The sequence below is a fragment of the Sphingomonas sp. GW821-FHT03E12 genome (genome assembly GCF_059420685.1).
Genome location: NZ_JBWKUF010000004.1, coordinates 63,485 through 78,322, shown reverse-complemented (window position 1 = coordinate 78,322; position 14,838 = coordinate 63,485). Strand labels below are relative to the sequence as shown.

Genomic DNA, 14,838 nt, shown 5'->3' with positions numbered 1-14,838 from the left:
CACACACCCACCGTCACCCCGGCCCCGTGCCGGGGTCCACCGCGCGGCGAGCAATGCCCCTTCCGTTCTATCCCAGCGCGTACGGCACCGTGGACCCCGGCACGGGGCCGGGGTGACGGCGGGTTTTCGTGGCAGGTGATCGAGGCAAACTCAGCCGGCACTAAGCAACACTCTTGAAATGCATTTCATAACTTTATAGGCCTATGCATCGAAACGACGGGCCACAGGGCCTGCGCCATGGGGAGGTGCGTGATGACCGAAGGCCTGAGGAGTGCCTCTCCTGGAGACGCACCGATGAACCGCACCCGCGTCATCATCGCGCTCGCGCTTACCTACGCCGTGCTCGGCATCCTGATGAACAGCGTCGGCGTCGTGATCCTCCAATCGATCCGCCATTTCGACGCGACCAAGCCGATGGGGTCGACGCTAGAGGCGTGCAAGGACCTCTCGGTCGTCGCGGCCTCGTTCCTGCTCGCGACCCGCGTCCCGGCCTTCGGATACCGCCGCGCGCTGATCGGGGTGATGGCGCTGATCGGCCTCGCCTGCCTGCTCGCCTCCTTCGCCACCGGCTTCATCGCGATGCAGGCCTTGTTCGTCGCCACGGGCCTGAGCTTCGGCATCGCCAAGGTCGCGACCTATTCCTCGATCGGCCTGCTCGCGCGCGACCCCGCCGATCATGCCAGCATCACGGGTCTGGTCGAGGGCGTGTTCATGGTCGGGCTGCTCGTCGGCGTCTGGCTGTTCGGCTGGTTCGTCGGTGCCGACACCACCGGCAGCGCCTGGCTCCACGTCTATTGGGTGCTGGGCGGCGCCTGTCTTGCGCTGGCCTTGCTGTGGCTCGCCACCCCGCTCGACGAACGTGACGCAGTCGCGCCCGACGAAGCCAAGGCCGCCCATTGGGGCGAGATGCTCCGCCTCGCCGCACTGCCCGCCAGCGTCGCGGTGCTCGCCGGCCTCTTCCTCTATGTGCTGGTCGAGCAGAGCGTCGGCACCTGGCTGCCCACCTTCAACAACGAAGTGCTGCATTTGCCCGCTGCGATGAGCGTGCAGATGACCAGCATCTTCGTCGGCGCGCTCGCGGCCGGCCGCCTCGCCTCAGGCGTGGTGCTGCGCCGGATTGCCTGGCTGCCCGCCCTGCTCGGCTGCCTCACCTGCATCGCGGTGCTGATCGTCGTGTCGCTCCCGCTGGCGAGCGGTGTCACGCCGCGCCCCGATACCGGGTGGTTCGACGCGCCCGCCGCCGCCTATCTCTTCCCGCTGCTCGGGGTGTTCCTGGCGCCGATCTACCCGACGCTCTGTTCGGTCGCGCTGAGCGCCCTCCCCCGCCATCGCCATGCGGCGATGATGGGGCTGATCGTGATCTTCTCCGCGCTCGGCGGAACCCTGGGGTCGTTCATCACCGGCCTGCTGTTCCAGAGCCTGCCGGGCGCGCTCGCCTTCTACTTCACCCTCGTGCCGATCGCGCTGATCGGACTCGCCCTTCCCGTCATCCGTAAACGTCAGGCCGCCGCAGCATGAATCCGCCATCCCCTTCCGATTTGTTCGGCGATCTGTTCGCAGCGGTGCAGGAAGGCGGCCTGTTCGCCGATTCCAAGACCTTTGCCGACGCGATTCCGCGCCGCGCGCCCGAAGCCATCATGCGCGACTGGAAAGCGGAAGCCCCGGCCGGCAACGCGGCGCTGGCGGCATTCGTCGCCGCGAATTTCGATCTTCCGCTGGACGAGGCCGGCGTGCCCCCGGACGCGCGCCCGCTGCGCGACCATATCGTCGAACTCTGGACGACGCTGACCCGCGAGCCCGTGACTCCGGCACCGGGCTCCTCGCTGCTTGCGCTGCCGCGCCGCCATGTCGTGCCGGGCGGCCGCTTTCGCGAACTCTATTACTGGGACAGCTTCTTCACGATGCTGGGGCTGGTCCGCTCGGGCCGGCAGGATCTGGTCGAGGACATGATCGCCAGTTTCGGCAGCCTGTTCGATCGGTTCGGCCACATCCCCAACGGCACGCGCAGCTATTATCTCAGCCGTTCGCACCCCCCCGTCTTCTACCTGATGGCCGCGCTTTCGCAGGACCGTTCGGAGACGGCCCGTCGCGAGCGGCTGCGCTGGATGCGCATCGAGCATGGCTTCTGGATGGATGGCGAGGAAACGCTGGACCGTGGCGGCGCGCATCGGCGCGTGGTGCGGCTGGCGGATGGTACCCTGCTCAACCGCTATTGGGACGACCGTGCGGCGCCCCGCGACGAATCCTGGCGCGAGGATGTCGAGCTTGCGCAGCGGGCTCCCGGACGCGACGCTGGCGAATTGTGGCGCGACATCCGTGCCGCCGCGGAAAGCGGTTGGGACTTCAGCTCGCGCTGGCTGGGAGATGGACGGACGCTTGAGACGATCCGCACGACCCGGCTGCTGCCGATCGATCTCAACGCGCTGCTGTTCGGCCTCGAACAGGCGATTGCCAGGGAAGCGCTGGCACTGGGCGATCACGAGACCGCCGCCGAATTTGCCGGGCGCGCGGATGCGCGGCGTGAGGCGATCGACCGTCATCTGTGGAATCCGGATGCCGGCATGTTTGCCGATTATGATCTCGACCTCGGACGCGCCCGCGACCAGTCGACCGCCGCACAGGGGTTTGCGTTGTTCACCGGCGTTGCCCCCGCGGAGCGCGCACCGGCTGTGGCGCAGGCGATGCGCGGCCTGCTGCGTGCCGGCGGCCTGCTCACCACGGGCGACGATACCGGCCAGCAATGGGATGCCCCCAATGGCTGGGCGCCGCTGCACTGGGTCGCGATCCAGGGTCTGCGCGACTATGGCCAGAACGCCCTGGCCGATACGATCGCGCAACGCTGGCTGGCGATGGTCGCGAACCATTATGACGCCACCGGTCACCTGCTCGAGAAATATGATGTCGAGCAATGCCGGGCCGGCGGCGGCGGCGAATATGGCACGGAGATCGGCTTTGGCTGGACCAACGGAGTGACCCTCGCCCTGATGCAGGATCTCGACTGACCCTGCAGCTCAATGCCGCGCAGCAAGCCGGGCGCAGCAGGCCCGGGGGCGCAAAAGCTGGTCTCCCTGTAACGGGACCGTCGCGAACGCCCCCTAGGCGCCGGGTCGAATCGTCAAGGGGACCCGACCATGCGTGCTGCCACCACCGAATCGTACACCCGTTTGCTTCTGATGTCCGCGTGCGCGCTGACCGCCTTGCTCCCCGGGGTCGCGGCTGCACAGCAGGCGCCGCAGAAGGAGGCCGGCGAAGTCTCCGAAGAAAGCACGGAACAGACCGACATCGTTGTCACCGGCTCCGCGCGTGCTCAGCGCCGGTTCGACGTATCCTATGCGGTGAACGCGCTGCCGCAGGAGGAAATCGAGAAGATCGCGCCGAAGAATTTCGCCGATCTGCTCGGGACGGTGCCGGGTATCCAGGTCGAGGCGACCGGCGGCGAAGTGCAGAACATCACCCGCATCCGCGGCATTCCCACCGATCGCGGCTACCTGATCTTCCAGCAGGACGGCCTGCCGCTCTACCACGAGATCGACGGCGTGTTCTTCAACTCGGGCGAAGGCATGAACCGCTTCGACCTGATGACCGAACGGGTCGAGATCGTGCGCGGCGGCCCGGCTCCGATCTTCGCGAGCAGCGCCGCGGCGATCGCCAACAACATCACCGTGACCGGCGACGCCACGGCGCGCGGCAAGGCGCAGATCACGCTCGGCGACACGGGCCTCTACCGCCTCGACCTGATGCAGTCGGGCCCGGTCGGCGAGAACAGCTATTTCGCGATCGGCGGCTTTCTGCGCCAGCATGACGGCTATCGCGACAGCGGCTTTCCGAGCGACAAGGGCGGGCAGATCCGCGCCAATTTCAAGCGCGAGTTCGACAACGGCTTCGTCAAGATCTCGGCGATGTACGTCAACGACCACAACCTCTTCTATCTGCCGATCCCGGTCGCCGATCCGCGCAACCCGGCGGTCTCGCTCGATCGTTATATCGACTATCACACCGGCACGCTGAACTCGCCGGCGCTGCGCAACGTCAACATCAAGTATCGCGACGGCGCGGGCGTGCTTCAGGGCGTCAACCGCGATCTCGCCGACGGGCGCCACATGCGCTTCTTCAATGCCGGGCTCGACTGGCAGGGCGACTATGACGGCTGGCTGGTCTCGGCCAAGCTCGGCGTGACCAAGGGCAAGAGCAGCTTCGACGCCTTCTACTCGACCACCAACCCCGCCGATGCGAACGCCTTCGCGGCGAGCTACATCGCCGCGGCGCGGACCGCCTTCGGCGCCGGCGTGGCGCGGCTCGGCTATGCGATCGCCGGCACCAACGGCGCGACCGCCTATGATCCCTCCACCGCATCGGGCCTGATCATGTCGGGCCAGTATCGCGCGGTCGATGCGGACTTCTATTCGACCCAGGGAGACCTCAGCGTCACGCGCAAGTTCGAAACCGGCCTCGGCACGCACGACATCCGCGTCGGTATCTATGGCTCGGCTTACGGCAACGACAGCCGGGTGATCTACCAGGACATGCTGGTCGAGGTGCAGAGCAAGCCGCGTACGATCGACCTCGTCGCCTATTCCGCCACCGGCGCGGTGCTCGGCTCGGTCACCCAGAATGGCGTGCTCCGCTACACGACCACGCTCAACCAGGGCAAAGGCGACGCCAAGATGGTCGCGCTCTATGCCAACGACACCTGGGACGTCATGCCGGGCCTGCGCCTCGACGCCGGTATCCGCAAGGAATGGTACGACTATGAGGGCTATGCGCTGCTGTCGGCGAATGCCGACCTTGGCGACGCGACCACCCTTGCCGACAACACCACCCGCGCCTTCACCGGTGCGATCATCTCGCGTGAGCTCAAGCCTTCGGCGACCAACTGGACGGTCGGTCTCAATTACGACTTCACCGACAATCTCGGCGCCTATGGCCGCATCTCGAACCTCGAAGTGCCGCCGCAGCTTGGCGTGGTGACCAGCACGGCGCCGACGATCATCAAGACCAAGGCGCGCCAATATGAGCTCGGGCTCAAGGCGAGCTTCGGCCCTGCATCGCTGTACGTCACCGGCTTCTACACCCGGTTCGATCCGTTCAACGCCTCGTTCGTTGCGTTCAACCCGGTGACGGGCCGCAACGATCAGGCCGTCCCCTTCATCGGCGAGGCCGTGGCGAAGGGCGTCGAGATCGACGGCAGGATCGCGCCGGCGCGCTGGTTCGAGCTGGCCGGTTCGGTGACCTGGGCCGACCCCGAATATCGCAATCTCGAGAACAGCTCGGGCGCGGACCCCAGCGCGGTGAACGGCAACCAGATCATCCGCGAGCCGAAATTCTTCGGCAATATCCGCCCCTCGGTCCACTTCCCGGTCGGCGACGGCAAGTTCGAGGTCGCGGGCCGCTTCGAATGGGTCGGCCGCCGCTATGTCGACCTGTTCAACCTGACGGCACTGCCCGCCTACCAGACGTTCGGTGCCAGCGCGTCGCTGACGCAGGGCAAGTGGCGTGTTCAGGTGGTCGGCGACAATCTCACCAACGCCAAGGGGCTGACCGAGGGCAATCCGCGCACCGACCAGCTCGGCGGCCAGGGCGCGAGCGACGCCATCTATGGGCGTCCGCTGTTCGGGCGCAACTTCCGCCTCATCCTCAGCCGGAGCTGGTAACATGAACCGTCTCTCCCGCACGCTGATTGGGCTTTCTCTCGGGCTGGCGATCGCGTCGCTGCCCGGGGTGGCCCGCGCCCAGGACCCGGCGGGTTACTCCGCCCCCTTCGCCGACACGCTCGAGACGCGGGTCTTTCCGCTCTTCGCGATGATGCGTGCGGCGGAGGGCTGGGCACCGGCGCTACGGGGGGATCTGGTCCTGCGCAAGCTGGCGGCGGAGCGGGCGGCGCGTGTCCCTGCGGACACCTGCACGCCCGCACCGCAATGCCTGGCCGATGCATGGCTCTGGACCGAGGCGGACATCGTCCTGGTCCAGAGCCGCCTGCGTCTGCTGGCGCGCGACCGGCGTCTCGGCGCCACGCTCGTCGCCGGACAGATCCGCACCTCGGGACGCTTCGCCCGGCATTCGGCGCTTTCCGATGCGGATCTGGTCGCGGCCGCCTGGGATGAGACTGCGGCGGCGGTCAACCGCGTCATCGCCGTCTACGCCAAGGGCGCGCCGCCGCGTTACCCGAAGATCGATTCGATGATCTTCGATCTCGCGGCACCTGAATTCGCCACGGTGCTGAGCGCGCATGGCGTCGCGACGGCTTCGCTGCCGCGCGACGGCGATCTGTTCTTCGATCCCGCGCTTCGCTACGCGGCCGGGCTGTTGCAGATGAACGAGCGGACCGAGGCTGGCAGCTTTCGCCCGCTGCTCGGCGGCGCGAACGAGGCCGCAGTGCGTGCGGTTGCCCGAACCGACTGGGCGCGAGCGCCCTACACAGCCCTGCTCGTCTTCGGCCACGGGCCGGAGGATGCGCAATCACGCACCGGCGTGATGGGGCATATCCGCATGCGTATCGCCGCCGAACTCTATGCGCGCGGGCTCGCCCCGTTCATCATCGTGTCGGGCGGCAACGTCCACCCCAACCGCACGCCGTTCAACGAAGCGGTCGAGATGAAGCGGCTGCTGATCGAACAGCATGGCATCCCCGCCGATCGCATCCTGATCGAGCCGCATGCCCGCCATACCACCACCAATTTACGCAATTGCGCGCGGCTTCTGCTCGCCGCCGGTTTCCCGGCCGATCGCCCCGCGCTGATCGTCTCGGACCACAAGACGATCCGCTACATCGCCAGCAAGGAGCTTGCCGAGCGCAACCTGCGCGAAATGGGCGTTCAGCCCGGCAGCGTGACGCCGGGTCCCGATCCGTTCAGCCTGAAGTTCACCCCCTCCCCCGTCGCCTTTCATGTCGAGGCCGCCGACCCGCTCGACCCCTAGGGCCTGCTAGCTGACCGAATTGTCATGTTGAGGTCAGCGTAACGACCCGTGCGCCGATCTAGCGCTGCGGCATGACCGATACCCTGCTCCAGCTCGTGCGCACGCGCCGCAAGCCCATGCTTCTTGTCGGGGGCGCGGCCTTGGCCACGCTCGCCGCCCTCGCCTATTCGGGAACGGGGCAGACCCAGCAGCAACCGGCGCCGCCGCCGCCCGTCCCGGTCACCACCGTCGCTGCCGAACGACGCGACGTCCGGCACGAGATCGAAGCGGTCGGCACAGTCGAATCGCTCCAGGACGTCGTGATCCGCTCACAGGTCGATGGTGTGCTGACACGCCTGTACTTCACTGAGGGGGATCTTGTCCGCCGCGGCCAGCTCCTCGCCACGATCGACGATCGCCCACAGCGCGCCGCACTCGAGGCGGCACAGGCGCAGCTCGCGCGCGATTCGGCGCAGCTGCGCGCGGCCGAGCTCGATCTGGCGCGCTACCAGAGCCTCGTCGCGCGCAACGCGATCTCGCAGCAGATGGTCGACCAGCAGCGCGCCCAGACCGATCAGTTGCGCGCGACCGTCCGTCTCGACAGCGCCAATGTCGACACCGCACGCGTCAATCTCTCCTTCACCCGCATCGTCTCGCCGGTAAGCGGCCGCGTCGGCATCCGCCGCGTCGACGCGGGCAACCTTGTCCGAACCGGCGATACCGACGGCATCGTCTCGGTCGCGCAGGTCAACCCGATCTCGATCGTCTTCCCGGTGCCACAAACCCGCCTCGCCGATCTGCGGGCAAGCGCGCGCGACGCGCAGGGCGCTGTGGTCGAGGCCCATGACAGCGACGGCGGCGCGCTGCTCGGCACCGGACGCATCACCGCCTTCGACAACGCCTTCGACACACGCACCGGCACCGGCCGCGTGCGCGCGCAGTTCGAGAATGGCGCCGAGCGGCTCGCGCCCGGCGCCTTCGTCGCGGTGCGGATGCGTACCGGCCTGACACCAGGCGCGGTAGTGCTACCCGCCGTCGCCGTCCGCCCCGGGGTCGATGGGCATTTCGTCTATCGCGTGACCAACGGCACGGTGAAGCGCGTGCCCGTCACGCTCGGCTACACCAATGACGAGATCGCCGTGGTCGCGCGTGGTATCGAACCCGGCAACGTCATCGTGCGCGACGGTTTCTCACGGTTGCGCGACGGGGCCAAAGTCACCCTCGCAGCGGCCGGCACCGCCGCCGGGGATGGTCAATGAGCGAGGGCGCCACCTTCCCCGCCGGGGACACGCCGCGGCACGGCTTCGCCACCTGGTTCATCCACCACCCCGTCGCCACCGTGCTCATGACGCTGGCCGCCACGCTGCTCGGCCTGTTCGCCTTCACCCAGCTCCCCGTCGCGCCGCTGCCCGAAGCCGATTTCCCGACGATCCAGGTCAGCGCCAGCCTGCCCGGCGCGAGCCCCGAGACCATGGCTTCCTCGGTCGCGACCCCGCTCGAGGTTGCGTTCACCGGCATTCCCGGCGTCACGGAGATGACCTCGGCCAGTGGACTCGGCCAGACCAGCATCACCATCCAGTTCACGCTCACGCGCGATATCGATGCGGCGGCGCAGGAGGTTCAGGCCGCGATCAACGGCGTCGCCGGGCGCTTGCCGGCCGACCTCCCCAGCCTCCCCACCTGGCGCAAGGTCAACCCGGCCGACACCCCGGTCCTGGCGCTCAGCGTCGCCTCCGACGAAATGCCGCTGACCGAACTCAGCGACCTGGCCGAGAACCAGCTCGCACGTCAGATCAGCCAGATTGACGGCGTCGCACAGGTCCTCATCTTCGGGCAGAACAAGCCATCGATCCGCGTGCGTGCCCAGCCCGACCGGCTTGCTGCCTATGGCGTCAGCATGGCCGATATCCGTACGGCCGTGCAGGGTTCGAGCGTCAATCTCGCCAAGGGCGCGGTGTTCGGGCGCGATACGGTCGCGACGTTCGAGGCGAACGACCAGCTCTTCACCCCGGCCGACTATGAGCAGATCGTCGTGGCATGGCGCGACGGCGCGCCGATCCGCCTGCAGGACGTCGCAGAGGTCAGCATCGGTGCCGAGAACAGCTATGTTGCCGCTTTCCCGGACGGCAAGCCCGGGCTCGGCATCGGGATCATGCGCCAGCCGGGCGCCAATGTCGTGCGCATCGCCGATGCGATCCGGGCAGCACTCCCCGGCCTGACCGCGTCGCTTCCTGCCAGCGTCGAGGTCTCGGTGCTCAACGATCGCACGCGCACGATCCGTTCCTCGATCCACGAGGTGGAGATCACGCTCGCCATCACGCTGGCACTCGTCGTGCTCGTCATGGGCCTGTTCCTGCGCCAGGTGTCGGCGACGCTGATCGTCGCTGCGGTACTTGCCGTCTCGGTGATCGCGACCTTCGCGGCGATGTACCTGCTCGGCTTCAGCATCAACAATCTGACGCTGGTGGCGCTGGTCATCGCGGTGGGCTTCGTCGTCGACGACGCGATCGTCGTGGTCGAGAACATCCATCGCCACATGGAGATGGGCAAGACCGCGATGCACGCCGCGATCGAAGGCGCACGGGAGATCGGCTTCACCGTCGTCTCGATCACCTTCTCGCTCATCGCCGCCTTCATCCCGATGCTGTTCATGGGTGGGGTGATCGGTCGGCTGTTCCGCGAATTCTCGCTGACCGTCACCGTCTCGCTGCTGATCTCGGTGGTCGCTTCGCTCACCCTCGCGCCGATGCTGTGCGCGCGCTACCTCAAGTCACCGAAGCACGATGAAAGCGGCAAACGGCGCTTCACCGACCGGCTGATCGACGGCTATGGCCGCGCGCTCAAATGGACGCTGGCGCGGCAGCGGCTGACCTTGCTCGGCTTCGCGGCGACGATCGCTGCGGCGGTCGCCAGCTACGTCTATATCCCCAAGGGCTTCTTCCCGCTCCAGGACACCGCCTTCGTCGTCGGGCAGACGCTCGCCGCCGAAGACATCTCCTACGAAGACATGCGCGCCAAGCATGAAGCGATCGCGGCGATCATCGCCAAGGATCCTGCGGTGCAGCGGTTCAACCACGCAATCGGAACGACCGGCGGAAGCCAGTCGCTCGCCAGCGGCCGGGTGTGGGTCGTGCTCAAGGACCGCGGCGACCGCGACGTCTCGTCCGAAGACTTTATCGCGCGCCTGCGCCCGCAGCTCGCGCGCATCCCGGGGATCAGCGTGTCGATGCGCTCGGCGCAGGATATCAACATCGGCGCGGGCGGCGGCGCAGGGCAATATTCCTATGTACTCAAGTCGACCGACACGCGCGAGATGGCACGCTGGGCGACCCAGATGACGCAGGCCATGTCCCAGTCACCGCTGTTCCGCGACGTCCGCAACGACGTCCAGCTCGGCGCGCGTATGCAGGGGATCACGATCGATCGCGCCGCCGCCGCGCGCTACGGGCTCAGCGTCGATGCCATCGACCAGGCCTTCTACGACAGCTTCGGCCAGCGCCAGATCAGCGAGTTCCAGACTCAGGTGAATCAGTATCGCGTGGTGCTGGAGGCCGATCCGTCGCGCTATGCCCGGGTCGCCAGCCTCGACACGATGTTCCTGCGATCGCCAGTGACCAACGCGATGGTGCCACTCTCGGCAGTGGCAAAGATCGATACCCAGCGCGCCGGGCCGCTTTCGATCGGGCGCCATGGCCTGTCGCCCGCGGCCACGATCAGCTTCAACCTGCCCGCAGGCGTGGCGCTGGGGGATGCGATGGCCGGGATCGAGCGCATCCGGCAGGAGATCGGCGTTCCGCCGACGGTCACCGGCACGGCGCAAGGCTCGGCCCAGGCCTTCACGGACTCACTCGCGACCCAGCCCTTGCTGATCCTCGCGGCGCTGATCGCGGTCTACATCATCCTCGGCATTCTCTACGAAAGCTTCTCGACCCCCCTCACCATCCTCTCGACCCTGCCCTCGGCCGGCCTCGGTGCGGTGCTGATGCTGTGGCTGTTCGGTCTCGATTTCTCGATCATGGCACTGATCGGCGTGATCCTGCTGATCGGCATCGTGAAGAAGAACGGGATCCTGATGGTCGACTTCGCACTCGACGCGCAGCGCAATCGCGGAATCTCGCCCGAAGCGGCGATCTACGAGGCGGCGATCACCCGCTTCCGGCCGATCATCATGACGACGATCGCCGCCCTGCTCGCCGCGATCCCGCTGATGCTCGCCTTCGGCACGGGTGCAGAGCTGCGCCAGCCTCTGGGTGTCGCGGTGGTCGGCGGACTGGTCATCAGCCAGATCCTCACCCTCTTCTCCACCCCCGTCGTCTATCTGGCGCTCGACCGTCTTTTCCACCGGGCACGCCCGGCCAGGACGCCGCGCCTCAAGACCATGCTCGAAGGCGCCATGGCATGACCCGCCCCCTCCTTCTCTCCTTCCCCCTTCTCGCGATTCTCGCCGGTTGCGCGCATACCCCCGCCGCACCCCCTACTCCCGGCAACCTGCCTGCCCGCTGGGAGGCGGCAACCCCGATGCCGACCGGCGAGATACCCGGCGCGTGGTGGTCGAGTTTCAATGATCCCGTGCTCGACAGCCTGATCGACAGCGGACAGCAGCATAATGTCGATCTGCGCATCGCGGCCGAACGCGTGATTGCCTCCCACGCGCTCCGCCGTGCCGCCACCGCCGGGTTATTCCCCGAGATCGGCGCGGAGGCCGGTGTCACCGCAGCCCGCCGCGCGTCCAGTGATTCCGCCAGCATCGGCCTCGGCGCAAGCTGGGAACCCGATATCGGCGGCCGCCTGTCCGCCGCCGTCCGCGCCGCGCGCTCCGACGCCAGCGCCACCGCCGCCGATGCCGAGGCGGTCCGGCTGCTGCTGATCGAGGAAATCGCCCGCGCCTATATCGACTATCGCCTGCAGCGCGCGCTGATCGCGCTGACCACGCGGACCGTCACGGCGCAGGAGGAAACGCTGCGCATCACCCGCGACCGTTTCGAGTTCGGCATGGCCAGCGCGCTCGATGTCGAGCGTGCTTCGGCGCTCGTCTCGCAGACGCGCTCGGAACATGCGGTGGCGAGCGAGGCGGCCGACGCCGACCGGTTCCGCCTCGCCTATCTGCTGTCGAGCACGCCCGAGGACATGACCGCGCGGCTGGCGACGAGCGACGCGATCCCCGCCGCCGATCCGCTCGCGGTGCTGCGTTCGCCCGCCGACGTCCTTGCCGCACGGCCCGATATCCGCGCGGCCGAAGCACGCTATGCCGCAACGGCGGCGCGGCGCGACGGCACGGCGGGGCTCCGCCTGCCTTCCTTGTCGCTGTCAGGGCTGATCGGCCTCGACGCAGGCGGGATCGGCAGCCTGCTCGACGGCGGCACGACGATCGCCTCGGTCGCCGCAGCGCTGGTCCTTCCGGTACTCGACTTCGGGCGGCGGCGGGCAGAACTCGATGCGGCGGATTCGCAGCTGCGTCAGGCCGGCCTCGACTACGAGCGCGTCGTGCGCGGCGCGTTTCAGGAAACGCAGACCGGGATCGTCTCCTATCTTCAGGGTCAGGTGCGCGAACGCGAGCTGGGCCGGGCGATGGCGGCCGCGCGGCGGGCAGCGGAGTTGTCGCAGCTCCAATATCGCGAAGGGACGCTCTCGCAGCTCGAGGTTCTCGACGCCGCCCGAACCGTCTATCAGGCGGAGAGGGATCATGCTCGGGCGCTGGCGGACGTGTCGGCGCGGCTGGTCTCGCTCCACCGGCAGCTGGGCGTCGCGCCCGCCGCGCCGGCAACGGGAACCGGAGGCGTCGGCACGGGGCAGTGAAGATTCTGATCGTCGAGGACGAAACCAAGACCATCCACTATCTGCGCCGCGGCCTTGCGGAACAGGGTTACGCTGTCGACTATGCGACCGACGGCGAGGACGGTCTACACCTTGCCTGCACCGGCGACTATGATGCGATCGTGCTCGACGTGATGCTGCCCAGACTCGACGGCATATCGCTGCTCGCAGCGCTGCGTGCGGAACGCGACACGCCCGTCATCATGCTCACCGCCCGCGATACGGTCGATGATCGTCTGCGCGGCCTTGGTGCAGGCGCAGACGACTATCTGGTCAAGCCCTTCTCCTTCCTCGAGCTGCTGGCGCGGCTTCAGGCGATCGTGCGCCGCGGCCGCGGGCAGGAGGCGACGCAGGTCAGGATCGCCGATCTGCATGTCGATCTGATCGCGCGGCGCGCGATGCGCGGGCGGCGGCGGCTCAACCTGACCGCCAAGGAATTCGCATTGCTGGCGCTGCTTGCCCGAAGGCGTTCGCAGATCGTCTCCAAGACGATCATCACCGAACTGGTCTGGGACATCAACTTCGATACCAACACCAATGTCGTCGAGGTCGCGATCAAACGGCTTCGCGCCAAGCTCGAGGCGCCGGGTGAAGACAAGCTGCTGCACACCGTGCGCGGCATGGGCTATGTACTCGAACCGCGCGACGAGGCCGCGGCATGACGCGCTCGATCGCCGGACGGCTGGCCCTGATGTTCGGGGTCGCGGTGACCTTGGTCTCGACCATCGCCGGTATCGCGCTGTTCGCCTTCCAGTCGGAACAGCTGCGCCATCACAAGCGCGAGGAGCTGGGCGCCCGCTTCCAGATCGTCGAGCGGATGGTGCAGGATTCGCACTACGCGTACAAATGGCCCTTCATCACCGCCAAGCTCGAGGATTTCACGCCGCCGGACGGAAGCCTCTATTTCATCGTTGAAAGCCCCGATCCGCGCTTCGCTCTACGCCCGGCGGCGTTGGGAAATGCGCCACGGAAAGGACCGCGCGACGGCTTCGATAAGACGATCATCTCCGGCCAGAAATATCTGACCCTCGCGCGCATCGTCCCCGCGGCGGGCGAGCGCCCGGACGTCCGCCTGATCATCGCGTCGCGCAGCAAATATGTCGATGAGACGGAGACCGGACTTGCCATCGGCATCGCGGTCATGTCGCTCCTCGCCATCGTGGCGGTCGCCGCTCTGGGCTGGTGGATCGCCCGCCGCAGCCTGGCCCCGGTCGATCGCCTGTCCGAGCATGCCCGGCTGCTCGGCGCCGAGAATCTGGCGCAGCGCCTGCCGACCGAAACACTGCCTGCTGAGCTGTCCGGGCTGGTGCTGTCGCTCAATGACGCGCTCGACCGGGTGGAAGATAGCTATCAGCGGCTGTCGACCTTCAACGCTGATGTCGCGCACGAACTGCGCACCCCGCTCGCCAACATGATCGGCGGCACGCAGGTCGCCCTGTCGCGCAACCGTCCGGCGCACGAACTCGAGGAAGTGCTTCAGTCCAACCTTGAAGAACTCGACCGGATGCGCCGCATCGTCAACGATATGCTCTTCCTTGCCCGCGCCGATCAGGGCGAGGTGGCGGCGAACCTCACCGTCTGTTCCTTGGCCGAAGAAACGCGCAAGAGCGCTGAGTTCATGGCTCCGGTATTCGAGGAAGCGGGTGTCACGCTGGACATCGATGGCGATGCCCAGGTTCCGATCGAACGCGCACTGTTCGGGCGGGCGATGACCAATCTGCTCGACAATGCCGTGCGCCACGGCACAACGCCCGGCCGGATCACGGTCAAGATCGCCTATGAAGGCGATGCCGCCTCGATCGGCGTGGCCAATCCGGGAGCGCCGATCGACCCCGTCCATCTCGACCGCATCTTCGACCGGTTTTACCGGATCGATCCCGCGCGCTTCAACGATGGCGAAAGTCATGGCTTCGGTCTGGCGCTGGTTCAGGCGGTCGCTCGCATGCACGGCGGATCGGTCTTCGCCCACAACGAACCCGGCCGCATCTGCATTGGATTCACCGTGTCGCGGACCGGACCAACAACCATCCGGCACGATCAGGACTAGCCAGGCGCTTCTTCGGAGCCGCACCGCACCGGCCTGGGCTTCCCGGCTGCCAATCGGCCTTCGTTTACAGGGCAAGAATCGGA

Annotated in this window: 9 protein-coding genes; all 9 read left to right on the top strand. The window is 67.4% G+C overall.

Annotated features, from left to right (window positions below):
* Positions 1 to 294 precede the first annotated feature (294 nt).
* Positions 295 to 1,518 carry an MFS transporter gene (locus AC07TU_RS13595; RefSeq protein WP_495188457.1) on the top strand — a complete coding sequence of 408 codons (1,224 nt, stop codon included), beginning with the start codon at positions 295 to 297 and terminating at the stop codon, positions 1,516 to 1,518.
* Positions 1,515 to 3,002, top strand: a complete 1,488-nt coding sequence (gene treA, locus AC07TU_RS13590) for an alpha,alpha-trehalase TreA (RefSeq protein WP_495188456.1) — start codon at positions 1,515 to 1,517, stop codon at positions 3,000 to 3,002. Before AC07TU_RS13595 ends, treA begins: the two co-directional genes overlap by 4 nt.
* 129 nt (positions 3,003 to 3,131) lie before the next feature.
* Complete coding sequence (locus AC07TU_RS13585) at positions 3,132 to 5,651, top strand: TonB-dependent receptor (RefSeq protein WP_495188455.1); 2,520 nt, start codon at positions 3,132 to 3,134, stop codon at positions 5,649 to 5,651.
* 1 nt (position 5,652) lies between these two features.
* Entirely contained in the window at positions 5,653 to 6,915 is a 1,263-nt protein-coding gene (locus AC07TU_RS13580; protein ID WP_495188454.1) for a YdcF family protein, read from the top strand.
* 71 nt (positions 6,916 to 6,986) lie between these two features.
* On the top strand, positions 6,987 to 8,153 hold the full coding sequence (locus tag AC07TU_RS13575) for an efflux RND transporter periplasmic adaptor subunit (protein WP_495188453.1): 1,167 nt from the start codon (positions 6,987 to 6,989) through the stop codon (positions 8,151 to 8,153).
* Complete coding sequence (locus AC07TU_RS13570) at positions 8,150 to 11,296, top strand: multidrug efflux RND transporter permease subunit (protein WP_495188452.1); 3,147 nt, start codon at positions 8,150 to 8,152, stop codon at positions 11,294 to 11,296. The genes AC07TU_RS13575 and AC07TU_RS13570 overlap by 4 nt, the downstream gene beginning before the upstream one ends.
* A complete protein-coding gene (locus AC07TU_RS13565; RefSeq protein WP_495188451.1) occupies positions 11,293 to 12,690 on the top strand; it encodes an efflux transporter outer membrane subunit in 1,398 nt (465 codons plus the stop codon). The genes AC07TU_RS13570 and AC07TU_RS13565 overlap by 4 nt, the downstream gene beginning before the upstream one ends.
* Positions 12,687 to 13,370, top strand: a complete 684-nt coding sequence (locus AC07TU_RS13560; RefSeq protein WP_495188450.1) for a heavy metal response regulator transcription factor — start codon at positions 12,687 to 12,689, stop codon at positions 13,368 to 13,370. The genes AC07TU_RS13565 and AC07TU_RS13560 overlap by 4 nt, the downstream gene beginning before the upstream one ends.
* Positions 13,367 to 14,755, top strand: a complete 1,389-nt coding sequence (locus AC07TU_RS13555; protein WP_495188449.1) for a heavy metal sensor histidine kinase — start codon at positions 13,367 to 13,369, stop codon at positions 14,753 to 14,755. Before AC07TU_RS13560 ends, AC07TU_RS13555 begins: the two co-directional genes overlap by 4 nt.
* The last annotated feature ends 83 nt before the right edge of the window (positions 14,756 to 14,838 follow it).

Coding starts and splice junctions, on each gene's coding strand:
- AC07TU_RS13570 (WP_495188452.1), top strand. CDS start 8,150: ATGAGCGAGGGCGCCACCTTCCCCGCCGGGGACACGCCGCGGCACGGC.
- AC07TU_RS13580 (WP_495188454.1), top strand. CDS start 5,653: ATGAACCGTCTCTCCCGCACGCTGATTGGGCTTTCTCTCGGGCTGGCG.
- AC07TU_RS13555 (WP_495188449.1), top strand. CDS start 13,367: ATGACGCGCTCGATCGCCGGACGGCTGGCCCTGATGTTCGGGGTCGCG.
- AC07TU_RS13585 (WP_495188455.1), top strand. CDS start 3,132: ATGCGTGCTGCCACCACCGAATCGTACACCCGTTTGCTTCTGATGTCC.
- AC07TU_RS13595 (WP_495188457.1), top strand. CDS start 295: ATGAACCGCACCCGCGTCATCATCGCGCTCGCGCTTACCTACGCCGTG.
- treA (WP_495188456.1), top strand. CDS start 1,515: ATGAATCCGCCATCCCCTTCCGATTTGTTCGGCGATCTGTTCGCAGCG.
- AC07TU_RS13575 (WP_495188453.1), top strand. CDS start 6,987: ATGACCGATACCCTGCTCCAGCTCGTGCGCACGCGCCGCAAGCCCATG.
- AC07TU_RS13565 (WP_495188451.1), top strand. CDS start 11,293: ATGACCCGCCCCCTCCTTCTCTCCTTCCCCCTTCTCGCGATTCTCGCC.